Source organism: Microcoleus sp. AT8-B5 (genome assembly GCF_036705565.1).
Classification (GTDB): domain Bacteria; phylum Cyanobacteriota; class Cyanobacteriia; order Cyanobacteriales; family Microcoleaceae; genus Microcoleus.
Genome location: NZ_JAUBUY010000001.1, coordinates 115,847 through 133,046, shown reverse-complemented (window position 1 = coordinate 133,046; position 17,200 = coordinate 115,847). Strand labels below are relative to the sequence as shown.

Here is a 17,200-nt window from a genome sequence, read left to right as displayed (position 1 = left end):
AGGGGCGGGTTCACCAACAATACCCGCCAATAATTGACAATCTCAAAAACCCGCCCCGGCCGGGTTCTTACGGTCAATCGATCGCACCAGTCCCAATTCTTTAATCGAAAAAGGTATAAGTCCTCTTTATTCGATCGGCCCGAATTCGATTGTCTCAATAAACTCAAAAATCTTGTTCATAATTCCCTCAACTTCAGACTCCAGGGAACCCAATTCATCCCCCTCCTGATAAATGCGCTGACAGCTTACCGTGTAGCAAAAATCGTCAGCAATAAAAGCCATAAGTCCCCGGTAAGCATCCAACCGAGTCAGAGGGCGATCGTTTTCTTGCACGCTGATAGTTGCACCCCCAGGCAAATCTAAAACCACGAAATAAGCTTCTTCATCTTCTAAATATTCCGCGTGGAGTAACTTAGAATTGGGAACATTAGCCAGAATTGCCTGAGAAACAAAATTGTCGAGAAAAGACTTGAGATAACCTTCCTCGCCAACCGACTCGATTGTTTCTTCCACTTCACCAACAACAGGGAAATAATCAATTTTCAGCAAAACGCCAAAGTCATCTGAAAATGCGACACAGCTTTCTTGATCATCAATTTTACCGCCTCGTTCCTCATCAACGGGAATGGGAACGCTAAAATTGCCTTCAGGAGATACGTACCATGCCGCATCGAAATCAGACTCTTCGCCCTCTACTTCCGAGTAAGCAGCAATTACATCCTCAATAATTTCTGCAGCTTCCTCGTCTTCCACACCTAATGCTTGCTGGAATTCCTGAAGAAAAGCCTGGTGCTTCTGAGCTATTTCGCCATCTGCGACAAACATTGCTGCGGTTATGGCAAAAGTATCCAATACTAACTCATCGGGCATGGATTGCCAAGCAGTATTAAATAATGCTCCTAAACCGTCTTGGGCAACAATACCGGCGAGTCTTTGAAACATTGCTGACATATCATCTTCCGAGTATTCAGCAAATATTTCTGATTCCCAAAGTATGCTTTCTAAGATATCAGCATCCGTATCAGGGGAATTTGCCTCCGCTGCCACAAGTGCTACCGCTGCTACGGATTCTTCTAAAGTCAAGCTTGCTTCGGATTGGTCTTCTGAATTGAATATTTTATCAAACTTGCCCACAGGTTTTGCCCCGCTAGTGTTGAGTTTTGCTATTCATAGCCAATTTATGACATAAAAAGATAGTAGTCAATCGATTTTAGATTTTAGATTTTAGATTTTAGATTTTAGAATTGACTTGCGCGAGATAAATACGTTCGGCAAGTTTCATCGGGTACAGGTTTTTTATTTCTGGACGGATGAATCACGTGGCGGGTATCCTGGATGCGGGAATTGTCAGGGATACTCTGGACGCCGGACACGGCGTAGTGCTTCCCTACAGATATCGCACCCGACACGGCGCTGTGCCGTTTCCCTACAGATATCGCCTATTACCAGGGACTGCCAATTATTGTGAATCCGGCCCAAAACGTCGGGTGTGAGAAATCTGCATTTGGTACTTGCGCCGATTGGGTAAGGTCGATCGCGCCTTCAGTCCCCCGCAATTGACCGTTTTTAATTAAAATTTGTTTGTGGATCATTGCCAGTTGAGCTTTTCTGAGCGCTTCAGCTTTAATGTTTTCCGATCGCAAATTGCCGTAAAACTCGGTCATCAACGCCAAAGTGCCGATATCATTAACTTTCCACAAACTCGCTAGCGCTGATTTTACACCACTGCGGACGGCCAGTCCAGCAAATCCCATTTCTGCTGTATTGTCCCCGATCGCAGTTTCGCACGCACTCAGCACTAATAATTCTACTTGTCGGCGATCGTACCACTTCGCCAACCTAAATTCATCTAGCGCCAAAGAGCTGTCCCACAAATCAATCTCAGCTTCTTTTTTTCCATTTTCGCCTTGAGGAAAACTGGCGTGAGTAGCTAAGTGAACGATTCCAAATTCCTGTTGTTCTCGCTGTTTTCTCAGGTTTTGCAGGGTAAATTCTTGATTGAGAAAAGAGCGACCTTGCCACAAGGGAAATCCTGCTGGATTTTGCGTTTCTGTTCTCCTCCCGGCGATCGCAGATAATTCGATCGGCACTGCTGGCAAACGCTCTTTCTTGGTGTGTGGAAACTCTGAAGCACCCATTGCTAAAACTTCGGCATTCAGCAAACTTTGATAATTGGTGTTAGTCAAGCTGATGCTGGGAATTGAACCTAGACTGTATTTTTCTATTAAAAATTGGTTGCCATCGTGTAAAGCTGCTATGGGCAATTGGCGCAAACCGGCATCAAATGCAAAAATGAGAGTGTCGATATTTAATGATTCTAAATTTTGAGAAATCGGTGCAACTAACCATTTGTAAAGTTCCTGGGCGCTTGGCAAATATCTTGTATCTTGCGAACCCCAAGGATTCCCTAAATATTCCTGCAAATATTTCACATTTTTCTTTAATTCTATTATTGTGGCAAGGGCGACTTTTTTGATAATTGGAGGGCCATCTGGAACTACTAAAATTAGCCACAAGTCTCGGATACCTGCCACAACGTAAACAATTACAGCTTGCTTCCCGGTTTCTTCCTTAATTGTTTTGAGAGTTTCTCTTAGATATTGAACGTTGATTTTTTTATCCGTGAAATTTTCCCCATAATAATTTTCGTAGTCTTGTTCAAAGAGTTGGTCAATTAAAGCAACAGCATCGTTAGCATTGCCTTGTTCTAAAGTTTGTTCTACGAGCAACCTGCTAATTGGTGAGGGAAAGAGATTTGGGATATCTGCGGGTGGGGGATTTTCTGCGATCGGAGTTGCTACGGGTGCTGGAGTTGGTTCGGGAGTTGGGGCGGGTGCTGGAATTGTTGCGGGAATTGGAGTTGGTGGCGGCGCTGGAGTTGGTGCGGGAATTGGTGCGGGCGCTGGAGTAATACTCGGTGAATCTTGAACTGGCGCTGTATTTATTGCAGCTATTCTCTCCCAAAGATCAGAAAGATTGACATCAAAGGGTTCAGAATTAGCAATCGGTAAACTAGGAGTTTGCACAATTATTTCCGGCGGAGTTTCTGCGACTGAAACAGTTAAATTGTCAGTAGATGTCTGTGTGGAAATTAGGTTATTTGCTTCGGCTCCCGCAATCGTGTTAACTGACGGGGAGTAAGGAAGTTCTAGGGAGATAATTGTTTCATTGTTACGCTTCCAATCTAATTCGGTATTTCCCGTTTCAGCATTTTGGTCGATCGAGGTTTGTGCTCCCAATAAATCGCCAATTAAAAAAGCTAACTCCTGTTGCGGAGTTTGGCTTGGGCTGACAGCGGGCGCGGGTACGATCGCACTTGTAGGTGCGGGTACGATCGCACTTGTAGGTGGTGGCTGAATCTGAGTTACAGGCTGGGTTAGAGAGGCAAGAGGGGCTGTGGGCGCGGGATTTGGCGCGTTTGAAGGTTGAGGGGCGATCGCAGGTTGAGCGCCGAGGGAGGAGTTGATTTGGGAAACAGAGGGAAGGGTAGGCCTCGAAGCTAGGCGGGCAGCAGCGTTTGGGGTTGTGGGTGTTGAGGGCTGGGTGGGGCGCGCGCGGGGTGGCAGTAGGAATAAACCGGGCAATTCAGGTAGTTGGAAGTTGAGGGGAAAACCAGTTATCGGATCGGGTGTTGCCGAAGGTGCGATCGAAGTTTCGGGTGTTGCCGAAGGTTCGATAAATATTTGGGGAATTGGGAAAGGTGCGATCGAGCTTTCGGGTGTTGGGGCAGGTGCGATCGAGCTTTCGGGAGTTGCCGAAGGTGCGACGGGTACACGCGGTGGGAGTTGCCGTGAGGGCGTGCTTGCGGGCGCTGGAGTCGGTGTTGGGGAAGGCGCTGGAGTAGCTGCGACTGTGGGTGCGGGCGTGGGAGTAGCTGCGGCTGTGGGTGCGGGCGTGGGAGTAGCTGCGGGTGCGGGTGCGGGCGTGGGAGTCGCTGCGGGTGTGGGTGCGGGCGTGGGAGTCGCTGCGGGTGTGGGTGCGGGCGTTGGAGTCGCTGCGGGTGTTGGAGTAGCTGCGGGTGTCGGTGCAACTATTGGCGGCGGTACGGAAATAATTTGAATGCGATCGACATCCTGTCTGTGAGTATAGAGATAGGAGTTATCCGGCAAAATTGTTTGAATAGGATTAGAATTTCCCCTAGTAATTGCACCCGCCGTTCCATTTGTGGCAGAATCACCGACAATAAACGGCGTTAATCCTGCGCCTCCGTGGCGGATAATTATAGTACCGCCGCTGCTATCTCCAGGACTTCCAGCGGTAGAAATGCTAGCATTAATGCCGTTGCTGTCTGTGAAGGAATTGAGCGATCGAAAAAACCCTCCCATCTGAATCTCGACATTGCCTCCCGTACCCTTGCCGAGACTACTTTGAGCGTTAATTTGACTCACCGTAATATTGCCCGCAGCACTGCGGTTATAAGCCGTGACATTCCCTGCATTCCCCTGCGCCGAAGAGTCAATTTCACCAACAGTAATACTTCCGGTAGCGTCGAGCAAGATACTGCCACCATTACCAGCAGACGAGGTATTGATATCGCCCGCAGCAATATTAGTTCCAGCGCTCAAAGCAATATTACCGCCAGTGTTAGGGGAAGTCGCATCGAGATTACCTGTGGTGATTTCTCCTTTGTCGCTATCCAAAGAAATTCCGGTCGCTGACTTAATATTTTGGGCGGTAATATTATTCGTAGTAAAAATGTTAATTGCACCGGAATTTTTGGTGATATCATCTTCAATATTGATGCTGTTGAGGGCAGTCGCTTTGCCAACATCTTTACCAAAATCCACACTTCCCGCCTGGGGTTGAACAGTAAGACTGTAAGGCCCGTCAACAGTAGACTTAAAAGTAATATCGCCAGTATCTAAGATTTTGACCGACAGGTTGTCACCTAATGTTACCGGAGCGTTAAAAGTAATGTTATTACGGTTGGTTTCGATCTGGCCACTGGCAGTAATAGAGTTATTGGCCTTAACATCAATATTGCCACCACTCACAGTAATACTGGGAGCGAAAGTGCGGGAATTAATATCAGATGTCGAAACTGTTCCGCCAGCAATTATGGTGATATCTCCGCCCTTACCATTTGCCGCAGCGGTAATAATTGGGCCTGCAGTTGTGTCGATATTACCGCCGCTTTGAATGCGAAGATTGCCGCTATTGGCGTTGAACCCACTTAATAATAAAGCGCTACCAATTCCTGCCGTACTGATGTTGGTTCCAGCTTCGAGGGAAATATTGCCGCCGTTGTTGCCGCCGATCGCATTGATGATTCCGGCGGTAGTGTCGATCGCCCCGCCGCTTTTAAACGTGATTGAGCCGCCGTCTTGATTGCCGATCGCCCGGATGTCGCTGGTAGTAATATTTCCCCCAGCATTTAGATTAACAGTGCCGCCTGTGTTAGTTTTAAGATCGGGAGATGGACCGTCATAACTTGTCAATAACTGGTCTGTAGTAATATTGCCGTTGCTATTAGTAAAGTTAAGATTTCCACCCTTTATTCCAGATACTAATACATCGCCTATATTAATGTCACCGCTGGCAGTAGATAAAGTAACATTGCTACCGTTGCCGTTACTAGAAGTACCCGCGATCGCGGTTCCTGTTGTCGGTGTTGTGATGCCGGTGCTGGCTTGAAGAGTGATATTTCCAGCAGCGCGATCGCCCGTGACATTAAGCGTTCCGGTATTTATGGAACCGACAGTGCTCGTAAGTGCGATCGGGCCGCCGTTTTGATTCGCTGTTACAGTGAGATTGCCAGTCGTAATATTGCGATCGGCACTCAAAGTAATTGACCCACCATTTTCCGGTAGAAAAATCGTAGCATTTCCTGAATCCTGAGAGCTGGTTGCATTTAATTTTCCTATAGTGATGCTGCCATTCGTGCTAGTAAAATTAACAATTCCGCCTTGCAATTTACCATAGTTTAATACGTTACCTGTTATAATATTTCCACTTGTAGAGAGATTAATATTGCCGCTATTACCGCCGTCTGAAGAATTATTGATTTCGCCAAGCTGGATATTTCCATTTACGCTCGTAATATTGATATTTGCACCATCAGATTGTGAAGGGTCTTCACTGTAGGTTAATATCTCACCTAAAGTAATATTCCCTCTTGCTTGTACATTGACAGAGCCAGGAATGCCGACAGAAGCGCTATTACTCGTATCTATAGATCGGGGAGTCTGGAAAATAATAGAACCCTGTTCGCTGATGATACTAACATTACCGCTATTTCCATTAGCCTTGATGAAACCATTATCCCTACTAACAGTTTCTAAACAAAACCAGAAAGTAGCACAGCCGATCGAGATATCGTTTTTTGCTTTAATGGTAATATTACCCCCTCCATTAGGTGCGGAAGTAGTTATATTTTCCGCACCCGCTGTATTTCCTGCTATAACAGTAAAGCTGCCACCTGCATTCACAGTAATATCACCGCCAACGCCATTACCAGAAATATTATTAGCAAGAAGTGCTTCTGTTGAAATATTTCCCCCAGCACTCAAAGATATATAACCAGCATCACCCGCAATATTATAGACTGAAATAATTCCCGCTTGAATGTTGCCTGTAGCTTGCATAATTATAGGACCTACATTATTGGGCTGGTTATTATAATTGTAAATGTTTTTTACTTGAATATTGCCGCCAGATCGCAAAATTATAGAGCGCGAAGTAGCTAAAATAAATTCATCTGTACCAGGAGAAGCATTAGCAAAAGCTGCATCTGGACTTGTGATTGAAATACCACCGTTAAAAGTAATATTTCCTTTTCCTAAAGTTGTATCTATCTTCAGAGAGGCACCCGTATATCCCCCAGAGATATAGTCATTGGGCTGCGTAAATATTGGATCGTACAAACTGGTAAAATTAGCAGGTTTGCCCGAACGATCGAGAATTGACATATTATTGCCACTGCGAAAGTGAGCATCTGTAGATATGATGCCATCACTCACTAAAGTCAGATTTCCACCGCTGACAAAAGGCGTTTGCGAAAGATGGTTCAGCGCCAAAAGATCGATACTTTGATTGCCCTGAATGTAGAGATTACCGCCAGCATTAGCCACAAACGGATTTGCCACGCTATCGCGCACCCGCACTGTAATGTTAGCCAGCAAATTCAAATCGCCTGTTGTACGCAACAGACTTTCAACTAATGTCAAATTGCGATTAGCTGACAGCGTTGCATTCTCCGCAGTTACTTCTTTAGCAGCGACATCTCCATTCTCTACCTGCAAACCAGAACCAGTTAATTCTATTTGCCCTCCAGCGTTGACTGTCACCCCCGTTGCACTTCCTCCGCCACCAGTCAACAACTGCGGCAAAGATGCAACCGGCAACACCCAATTTTGAGGCAAACTGCCTGCTACAGATTGCGCCTGAATCTCCAAACTTAACAGATTTCCCGGTTGACTAATTCTGACTAAACTCTCACCCGGTACAGCCACAATAATAATATTCCCTCCCGGTGCAGAAACTTGTCCCGTACTCAAAACCGTGCCGCCCAATAAAGTTAAATTTTGCCCTTGTCCCACTGCCAAATTGCCTAAATTGACAATTCCTCCCGGTTGCGTATTTGTAAAAGCAAAACTATTAGGATTTCCGATTAATTGAGTATAATTATTAGTACCAGCCGCACTAAACCAGTTATTGCCAAAATCGATGCCCGTCGCAGTAGTCGCAGTGAAAGCAGCAGGCACGTTCAAACTGGCATTTGTGCCAAAAACAATCCCCGCCGGATTCATTAAAAATAAATTGGAATTGCCGCCCGTTATTTGAATTAATCCGTTAATCAGCGAAGCATCGCCGCCGACAACTCGCCCTAAAATATTGCGGATATTGGGATTTGATATAAAATTGGCAGTTTGCCCTTGAGTTAAACCAAATTCTTGGAAACTGTGAAAGAGATTTGTGCCGTCACCGGATTGTTGGCCGCCGTTGATGTTGAATTGGTTGCCGCTGGGAGTAATTTGAGTATTGGTGCCGTCGGTTGCGGGGGTAATTTGGGCTGTGGCTGTTTGGGATGCGGGGAAAAGTCCTATTTCCCACATTGCTAAGGTGGTGAAGGAGAGGAAGGTGAGGAAAAAGCGGGGTTTTTTGTGTGTTGATTTCATGGTTTTGTTAGTAGATGATGTTTCGTACACTCTGATAATTGCGAAAGTCCGCCAGCGCCCTCTGACAGTCCCAAATTCCGTCAATCCGCCAGGGAATGAATTCCCTGGCTAATAGCGAAAGTCCTCTGAAGAGGACTGTAGAAAAAGTTTAATGTCAGTCCACTTTAGTGGACTTTTGCTTTGAGGCAGGGAATTCATTCCCTGCCGGAATTAACGTCACATCCCGCGAGTCCGCCAGGGAATGAATTCCCTGGCTAATAGCGAAAGTCCTTTGAATAGAACTGTAGAAAAAAGTTTGATGTCAGTCCACTTTAGTGGACTTTTGCTTTGAGGCAGGGAATTCATTCCCTGCCGAAATTAACGTCACAACCCTGCCGGAATTAACGTCACAGCCCCTTACTATTTCCTGTCTTCCCTCCTTTGCAAATCTCGCAATTGCTTCTCTACTTTTTCCACCATTGGCAAATCTCCCAAGGTTGTATATCCATCTTTTGCCATTCGCAAATATTTCATAGCTTCCAGATTATTTCTCATGGCTGAATGAACTTGTCCCAATCCGTATCTAGCGGCCGTCAACTCCTCAATATCGTCAGGTTTCGCCGTATTAATCACCTTGGAATAGTAGACTTCAGCCTGGGGAACCAGTTGTAGCTTTTCTAGATACAAATCGCCCAACGTGCGATAAATGGGCGGTGTTTTCATGCCTGTTTCTTGTAAATTTTCTAAAATTTCTCTTGCTTCGGCAATCAAGTTTGTGTTAAGATAAACGCTAGAAATGGCTAATTTTTTGGCGTTTTCGTTAGGTACTTGTTTGTCGATCGCCCCAACCTCACTTTTCACCCTTTCCACCTCAGTCTCATCCAGCAAGCTAAACTCGATATCCCCCTCCCCAACAGCACTTTCTGAAGAAACACCCGTATTCGCCTCGACAATCAATCGGTACCTAACACCCGGTTTCAGCGCCGGTTCCCCCGGATACACAGCCTCAGTACCGCTAACAGTCATTTCCCAGTTTAATTTCGCTCCATTTTCCCGGAGGCTCAACTTATAGCTAGTAGCACCAGCAACCGGATTCCACCGCAAAATTGGCTTGCTGTCGAGCAATTTCGTCCGCCGCGGACTGATAATATAAGGAATTGGCGCGCTATTCCAAGCAATTTTATCGTCGCCGCGATCGGGACATTTAATCAAGTCCTTGCTGCAATCAGATTTCGACTCTTGTTTGGCTAACAAACAGCTATTCAATTGATTTTCACTCCCTGCGATCGACTTAATTCCCAAATCTGCACATTGGATAGTCAGTTGTGCGTTTTGTGCTGTTCGCAGTGTGTCTCCCGGATAAATCGGCGTACCGCTGGTAGGGCGGACAATTAGCCCGTTTTGGCGCTCGATCGCAACTTCCCCGCTACTATGGATAATCAGTCCGTTGGATATTCTGTTACTGGCTGCTAGTGCGGTAGTTGCGATCGAGCTTAAAGCTATAGAAACTGCAATCCTGATTTTCACTTGATATTTCCTTTTATTCGTAAATGTTGTTTAGCACTTTGGATACATTGCTCTTGTTCTGGTACGCTAGATTTAGAATATTTAATCGTTTTTTCCCAGTGTTCTAACGCTTCATGGGGCTTACCTTTAGTTTCCATAACCCGTGCTAAAAAACAGTGAGCTTCCGGGCTATTGTCTGTCAATCCAATTGCTGTTTGAAAATCTATCTCTGCATCGTCATACTGCTGTTCTTTAAACCGTATCCAGCCGCGATTTTTGATACAAGCAGCTTTTACACCGTCGTATTTAGCGTGTTCTAAACAAAGGTTGATCGCCTTTAAAGCTGCTTGATGTTTATCCTTGCGAATGAATAATTTAGATATTTGAGCAGAAGCATCAGGAAGTCCTCGCAATACAGCATTTTGCATGGCCTCTAACGCACCGCGATCGTCATTCAATTCGTCGCACAACATAGCTAAATTATAGTAAGGTTGTGCATAATTCAGATTAATTAAGCTGGCTAATTTGTAGAATAATTTAGCAATTAAAGGTTTATTTTGACGGTGGTTTGCCATGCCAATTTGATTCGCAACTGGGGCAAGTATCGGGCCCATTAACATATAACTGCTAGCGGTAGTAGCTAAACCGATTCCCAGGCGCTGCATCAAATTAGAAATAAAAATAGAGATATCGTTGTTTGGGCGATCGTCCACCACATCATCCGCAGCAGCCATCAAAGGGCGATCGCGCTTTAATTGCAGTAAAGTCAACCCATCAAAAGTTGGCTGCTGACAGAGCACTGGTATCGCACTCGCACCGGGAAACTGAGATTCCCATTTCTGTAAATAATCCTTAGCTTTTCGTACTGCTAAAAACAAAGGATATTCTTTGCTTAAATATCCGAATAAAGACTTAACAAAATCGTGAGCAATTTTTTCTGGTATCGGCGCACGCATCACAATCATTGACGGTAAAGGCAAGCCTCCAGCTACTAAATCTGCTGCCAATTGGAGGCTAGAACACGAGTTTAAAATTAGCAACTCCAATCCTTGAAAAATTGATTTTTCCAACCCCTCTTTTAAATAGTCTATTGTGACAGTATTATCGCAATCTGCTTCATTAATATGCAGCCATCCATTGACAGCATTGCTATTGCTATGCCCGCCGTAATATAAAATCTGCCAATTTTTTTCATCCTCTAACAACTTCTCGCGTAGCTTTTCCGGTGTTGGCTGTTGCATAAATTCTAACTTGCAGCGATCGCCAAAAGACATTTGAAGACTTTTCTCATCTTGTTTCAGATCGAGTCCGTCACTATTACCGGAGACACATAAAATTCTACCTCGCGAAGGCAGAGGCATTCCGCCTGTAGTTGCCTTTTTGAGAGCTTTTCTATACTGGGACGGACTTTTAATTATTTCACAGTTTTTGTAATCTTCGCGAAATTTCCACGCATCCCAAGGCAGATGCCAATTTTCCGAATCTTTGATTTCGAGAAATACTTCAAAGCACCGATCTCGACCACCAAACGCATCAACTACATTTCTAAAATTATGCTCAATTCCCGCATAAAACTCCTCACTACTCAGCCACAGCCTCATAGATTCATTCAAATATTGATAGATCAATTGAGGATTATCTTCACAAATATTGGTTGTCCCTGTAGCCTTAACTTTAATTCTAGAAAGGATGTTGCTAGATTTTCCCGCACGACAAATAAGTTGCCATCTTTTTTGCAGATCATCAACTTCCGGGGCTGGTGGCAAACTTCCTTTAAATTTATGAACTGTTGTTTGGTTTTCTTGAAACTCCCCTGTGATGTCGGGAAAACCCTTGTGTAAATCCCCAATCCCTAAACCCAAGATAAATCTTAAGCTCATAAATTAGACGCGAGTAGAGTTAATCGAGATATCATACCACAAAATTTTCTGTGACGCTGAAATCATCTAAAGCTACTCGAATACTAAAACTCTCGTCTCGATCGACCTCAATATCCTTCAGCAAAATGTACCTCTCCTGAATCCTTGATTGTGACTCGGTTAGATTTTTACCGATGTCGGAGATTAAGGAAAGTTTAATATTCTGGGGCAGGTAACGTTCTCCGATCGCCGGATGCAGTTGAACGTGAACTCTGACAGTGCGATCGCTCTCTTCAGCAATCGCCACCAACAAAGCCACCGTTGTCCTTCCCAGCCGCATTCCCAAGTCAATCAACTTAGCCCGCGTGACATCGGCTTCGGGAAACCTATTGATGCTACTTTGACTGCTCTGTAACGCAGATTCTTCTCTCGAATTTCCACCTCCTCGTAATGCAAAACTGGGGGTTTCGTCAGGAGAAATCAAGTTTTTTAAATTTTGTTTACCTCGATCCAATTGCTGCAAACATCTGTCTACAAAATTTTGCCACCAATTGCCTAACTGAGATTCAACCGGATTTTGAATCTCCACCTGAGAAGTTTGTGTCTGCTGGTTAAATACCGCTTCAAAAGGCAGCCAATCAGCCGTAAATACATTCATCAACCACTGACTGAGGTTAATTTGAGATTCCAACAAATGTTCTAGATGCCCTAAAAAATCATCCAGGGAATGCAATTCGCTCAATACTAATTCCCCCGCATCCGCATTGGGAGAAAAACCAAGCAATCTCGCTTCCTTTTCCTCCTCATCAATTTCTACAGCAATATAGCCAATGCGTTCTGCCCTTGCTTCCACCGGCACTGGGCAAATCTCAGGCGGATGTGCAGATGAATTCTGGTTGCCAGTTTCTTGAGTTTGATGTCGATTTTTAATTGGACGGCATTCGATTTTTCCCAATCCTTTAACATACAAATCTCCCGCATCTGCAAACAGGCGAATTACGGGATTCCAGCTATCGCATTCAGTCAAGTCAGTCTCAATATCGATGATTTTTAGATAATCGCGAACTGCCAGCACTGCCAAAGTATTGAGATAAACTTGCTCGTGCCTTTGCGGGTGGCGCTGTTGGGTGGCAAACTGCTGAGCAACTTGCAGTGCCTTCTGAGTAATTGGCATTGGCAAAGATTCGATTTCCCAAAGGTTGTTATGGTTCATTGTTTTGGTACACTCCTGGTATATTTAAAGTTTGATATCCTTGGTCTTCGCAAAATTTTTGCAGCAGATGACGGCAGTCATTGTTGAACAATTGATATAAAGTAGAATGGGCGCAGCCAAACTCTTTGGCGAGTTCTTTAAGACTTTGACCGTACAAACATTTTCGCTGCAATAAAACTTGACAATTTATCTGCGGTTTGCCTCTAACGTGTCTGCTTTTTAACTCGTTATTTGGATCGGTTTCTATCCATGCGAGAAGTTCGTCCAAATAGAAACTTACATCATAATCGGCGGCGAGATAGTCAATGGGATTGATGGTTTCTTTGTCTTGTTTTCCTTCTGAGGACGCTATTCGACGGCGGTTTGGTGTCTCACTTTCTTTTATTGGGGCCAGACGACAATCAAAAAGCCGCCTTTCGAGATAGCTATTTAACCAAGTAGTAATCAGGCTTTCTTCGGGATCGTAAGGTCGTTTTGCTGTGGTAGCTTCACATAAATTTCGATTGAGATAGATCCAGGTTTCTTGCAATGCCTCTTCATAGTAAGGTGTTTTTGGTTTCCAGAGTTTGCCGGATTTGATAATCTCTCGAATTAGTTGATTCAAGAAACGACTTCGCCTGATACTGCCGGGGGGCTGCTGGCAAGCTTTGGTGACGAGTTCGACGATTTGCTGGTGTGCGGGATCTCGATCGAACTTTTCCGATTTTACTGAGCACCCAACAGCATCGGTTTCGTCGGATAAGTGGTCTTCCCCCTCGGAGGGGTTGGATTTATCAGTCATAGTTAAGTGCGGCCGCAACTTTGTTCCTACATTTATTTATCAGGGTAAGTTGGAGGAATTTATGCGAAATTCAGAAATTTTTTTCAGAGGATGGTTGAAAGTCTTGCTGTGCGGTGGATTGGGCAGTTGAATTAGATGTGAATTTTTGTTAAGACGCATCAAAACCTGCATAAACCGGGTTTTTGCGATTTATGCAGGTTTGTAACGAAGTCTTCTGCGAAAAACCCGGTTTATGACCACCCGTGCGTTATTCGATCGCCCTTAAATCCCCAAAACACCCGTGGTTCCGTACTTCCACGCAGTCTTTGCCAAACTCGACAAAAAAAACTGGAGAGTTTTGCATAAAACTACCGAGCTCACCCTGATAAATAAATAGAAAGAACAAAAAGGCTTGAGGGGCGATCGATCTTTAGTGTTAACAAGCAGATCGATCGCGCAATCCGGCTATCTCGCAATCCCGAACTCCGGCTCTTGTTGAAACAAGAGCCTCAAAGCGAAAGTCGTCGGTCGCCGACTGAAGAATTTACCAGTCCTCTTTGAGAGGACTTTCGCTATGAGGCGGGGAATTCATTCCCCGCCGGATTCTGGGAAAGCGCGTTATTCGATCGCCCTTAAATCCCCAAAACACCCGTGGTTCCGTACTTCCACGCAGTCTTTGCCAAACTCGACCAAAAAAACTGGAGAGTTTTGCATAAAACTACCGAGCTCACCCTGATAAATAAATAGAAAGAACAAAAAGGCTTGAGGGGCGATCGATCTTTGGAATGAGAATTAAATAACTTCCACAAGTTTGTGGGATGGGCCTAAGAGCCCGTCCTTTTTGGATGGGCTCTTAGGCCCATCCCACTTTCAAGAGTGGAAGTTATTTAATTCTCATTCCTTAGCAAAAGGCAGTAGCTTCAACATTAATCAAAACCAACAAATTGTAGTAATCAAGTCCCCTTACGACGAAATTTCTACTTGGAATACTAAACTAAATCAAACCTACATTCCTTACGGTAGAGAAGGAAGAATAGGACAACAACGTCAAGCAGTTGAAGATAGTAATGCTGGCAGGAATAGGGTTTTGCGTAGTGCGTCCAAAGCTTCTGAATACTATGATAATGCTTCTTGGGACTTGCTCGATGCTCTCGAAAACGGCACAGTTAAACTAGAGGCAATATCAGATGATAATTTACCCGAAATCATGCGAGGGATGACGCTAACAGAAAAAAGCATATGTAGCTGGAAAGAAAACCGAAAGAGAGGCCATTAAAAAGACCATCCGCGACTTATCTCAAAAGCGTACAGCATATATTGAACAACAGCGCCAATCTAGTACCAATAGTGGTGAAAATACTCTCGATCGCGTAATAATCCAAAGTCTCCGCCAGCAATTAGCCGCTAAAGGATTCAAGCTTAATTAAAAGAACGCAGACGACATTTCATCTGCGTTCATCTGTGTTTATCTGCTAATATCTGCGGTCAAAAAATCCCAATATCCCAATTTAATATCATGGTCGATCGAGCACGCTCAAAAGCTGGGGCGGGTTTACAGAATCTCTCGTTTCTATTGTAGATATTGGTGAACCCGCCCCTACAGGAATTATGGTCAATTCGCCTGACATGATATAACTACTTCGCCGCAGGTAAAGACAACTGAGGCGAAGTTTTAGGGTAGCTTCCATTCACGGGAATCGCATCCGGTTCCTGCGAAAGCAAAAACTCGCGAATAACCCTAGCAACTGCTCTTTGAGCTAAACCGCCGACTACTTTCTGCCCCATATTCTGCACTTGGGGTTTCACCAATAACTGCGGAAGAAGCTGCAATACTTTCATCCCGTCAAAACCGGGAGTTGATTGCAAAATATCCCAAATCCGTTTGATGTGTTGTAGGTTTTTTTGTTCAGTTGGTGAAACCACAGGTTGATTTGCCTTGACTCCAAACCATTCGCCGACGACTGCTTTGGCGTTAGCAAAGGCGTTGCTGGAAAGTGTGTCGAGACTTTTGACTAATTCGAGGACAATACGATCGCGAATGAAATCTCCTCTTTCGGAAAATAAATATTCTAATGCTTGGTTCAAGATTTTGCTGACATCGTAATCCTCGCTCTCGCGGGCATTGTTGAGCAAGTTTTCTAAGCGGTTCCAGCGGAATTCGCCTTGTTTGAACAGCAAATCTTGCAGGGATGCTCTCAATTCCGGTGCGGGGTCGCTCAACAGCCGTTTTGCAACGTAAGGATAGGCTTTGCTCAACACTTTGAATTCTGGATCGACATTAATGGCAATCCCTTCTAACGTGACGAGCGATCGAATAATCAAAGCATAGTAAGCTGGAACCCGGAAAGGATATTCGTACATCACCGCCGAAAGTTCGTCAGTAATGCTTTTGAAATTGAGTTCGGCAACGCTAGCACCCAAAGCATTGTTAAATACCCCCGCCAAAGCTGGAATAATTGGCGTTAAATCCGTATCTGGCGTTAAAAACTCCAACTTGACATAATCTTTTGCTAAACCTTCAAAGTCGCGGTTCACCAAATGCACCACAGCTTCCAACAAGCCGTATCGCTGATAAGGTTTAACTTCGCTCATCATCCCGAAATCGAGATAAGCTAATTGACCGTCAGGAGTTGCCAAAAGATTGCCGGGATGCGGATCGGCGTGAAAGAAACCGTGTTCTAGAAGTTGTCTGAGAGAGCACTGCACCCCCACTTCAATTAAGTAAGGAGCGTCGATTCCTTGAGCTTTAACGGCCTCTAAATTCGTAAGTTTGATGCCGGTGATCCACTCCATTGTTAAGACGCGGCGGCGGGTATATTCCCAGTAGATGCTGGGAACATAAATGTCTTTGATGTGGCCGTATAGTTGGGCAAACCGTTCGGCATTTTGACCTTCGTGGGTGTAGTCCATTTCTTCGTAAATGCGCTCGCCCAACTCGTCCATAATTGCTGCGAGGTCACTGCGAATTATTTTGAAGGTGTTTTGCGCCCAAACTGCAACGCGCCGCAGGATGTAAATATCTAAGCCGATGTTTTCGGCTAAACCCGGTCGCTGGACTTTGATTGCGACTGTTTCTCCGGTTTTGAGTTTGCCTTTGTAGACTTGTCCGAGAGATGCTGCTGCGATCGGATCGGGGCTGATTTCTGCGTAGATGTCTTTGGGGTGGGCGCCCAATTCTTCTTGGATGAATTGATATGCTACTTCGTTGGGAAATGCTGGCAATTGGTCTTGCAGCGTTGTTAGTTCTTCTAAATATACTGGCGGTACTAAGTCGGGGCGTGTTGAGAGTGCTTGTCCGATTTTGATGAAAGCTGGGCCGAGTTGACCCAGAATTTCTCGCAGTCGGACGGCGCGGCGCTTTTCGTTGGTGGCGGTACGACCTGTTTTGCCGTCGAACCACACACTGAAGGCAAAGCTAAAAAATGTCCAAACAACGCTCGACAGCCTTCCCCAGACTTGTAGAGGTCGATTTCGGTACTGGGCTGCGATCGCCACTGGATCGTACCGAACAGCATCTCCGGCTAACTCGAAAGCTATGTCTCTGGCTGATTTGAGCCGATCGTCCGTTACGTGCTCCGTCTCTAGTGATACTGGTACTGCTTGCAGGGGAATTGTATTTGCATCTTGGAGATTGCTTAGTACAGCCTGAGTCCCTGAATTTACATAAGTTGGCGGGGAGGCTGGCGATACTGTCTTGACATTCATAAATCAGACCTAGTGTGAAGCATTGTAAATATATTGTAACAATTTAAGGAAGAAGACCCTT

9 protein-coding genes are annotated in these 17,200 nt (G+C 45.0%); 2 read left to right on the top strand and 7 right to left on the bottom strand.

The window, feature by feature from the left end; translation table 11 throughout:
- Positions 1 to 126: 126 nt before the first annotated feature.
- Entirely contained in the window at positions 127 to 1,134 is a 1,008-nt protein-coding gene (locus QUB39_RS00565; RefSeq protein ID WP_333484973.1) for a tellurite resistance TerB family protein, read from the bottom strand.
- A 176-nt stretch (positions 1,135 to 1,310) separates the two neighbouring features.
- Between QUB39_RS00565 and QUB39_RS00560 the strand changes: the two genes are divergently transcribed.
- A complete protein-coding gene (locus QUB39_RS00560; protein WP_333209078.1) occupies positions 1,311 to 1,493 on the top strand; it encodes a hypothetical protein in 183 nt (60 codons plus the stop codon).
- On the opposite strand, the gene QUB39_RS00555 is transcribed toward QUB39_RS00560, so the two are convergent.
- From QUB39_RS00555 to QUB39_RS00535, 5 genes are all read right to left on the bottom strand, one after another.
- Entirely contained in the window at positions 1,443 to 8,117 is a 6,675-nt protein-coding gene (locus tag QUB39_RS00555) for a CHAT domain-containing protein (protein ID WP_333484972.1), read from the bottom strand. The two genes, QUB39_RS00560 and QUB39_RS00555, sit on opposite strands and share 51 nt — an antisense overlap.
- Positions 8,118 to 8,516: 399 nt before the next feature.
- Positions 8,517 to 9,623 carry a hypothetical protein gene (locus QUB39_RS00550; RefSeq protein WP_333209073.1) on the bottom strand — a complete coding sequence of 369 codons (1,107 nt, stop codon included), beginning with the start codon at positions 9,621 to 9,623 and terminating at the stop codon, positions 8,517 to 8,519.
- On the bottom strand, positions 9,620 to 11,482 hold the full coding sequence (locus tag QUB39_RS00545; protein ID WP_333209071.1) for a CHAT domain-containing protein: 1,863 nt from the start codon (positions 11,480 to 11,482) through the stop codon (positions 9,620 to 9,622). Before QUB39_RS00545 ends, QUB39_RS00550 begins: the two co-directional genes overlap by 4 nt.
- 31 nt (positions 11,483 to 11,513) lie before the next feature.
- Positions 11,514 to 12,674: a DUF1822 family protein gene (locus tag QUB39_RS00540; RefSeq protein WP_333209069.1), complete on the bottom strand. Its 1,161-nt coding sequence runs from the start codon at positions 12,672 to 12,674 to the stop codon at positions 11,514 to 11,516.
- Positions 12,664 to 13,455 carry a sigma-70 family RNA polymerase sigma factor gene (locus QUB39_RS00535; RefSeq protein WP_333209067.1) on the bottom strand — a complete coding sequence of 264 codons (792 nt, stop codon included), beginning with the start codon at positions 13,453 to 13,455 and terminating at the stop codon, positions 12,664 to 12,666. Before QUB39_RS00535 ends, QUB39_RS00540 begins: the two co-directional genes overlap by 11 nt.
- Positions 13,456 to 14,275: 820 nt before the next feature.
- Here QUB39_RS00535 and QUB39_RS00530 point away from each other — a divergent pair.
- The gene (locus QUB39_RS00530; protein WP_333055379.1) at positions 14,276 to 14,710 is read left to right on the top strand and encodes a hypothetical protein; all 435 of its coding nucleotides are present in this window, start codon (positions 14,276 to 14,278) and stop codon (positions 14,708 to 14,710) included.
- A 359-nt stretch (positions 14,711 to 15,069) separates the two neighbouring features.
- Here the strand turns inward: QUB39_RS00530 and QUB39_RS00525 are convergent, their stop codons facing one another.
- Entirely contained in the window at positions 15,070 to 17,139 is a 2,070-nt protein-coding gene (locus QUB39_RS00525) for an AarF/ABC1/UbiB kinase family protein (protein WP_333055381.1), read from the bottom strand.
- Positions 17,140 to 17,200: the final 61 nt, after the last annotated feature.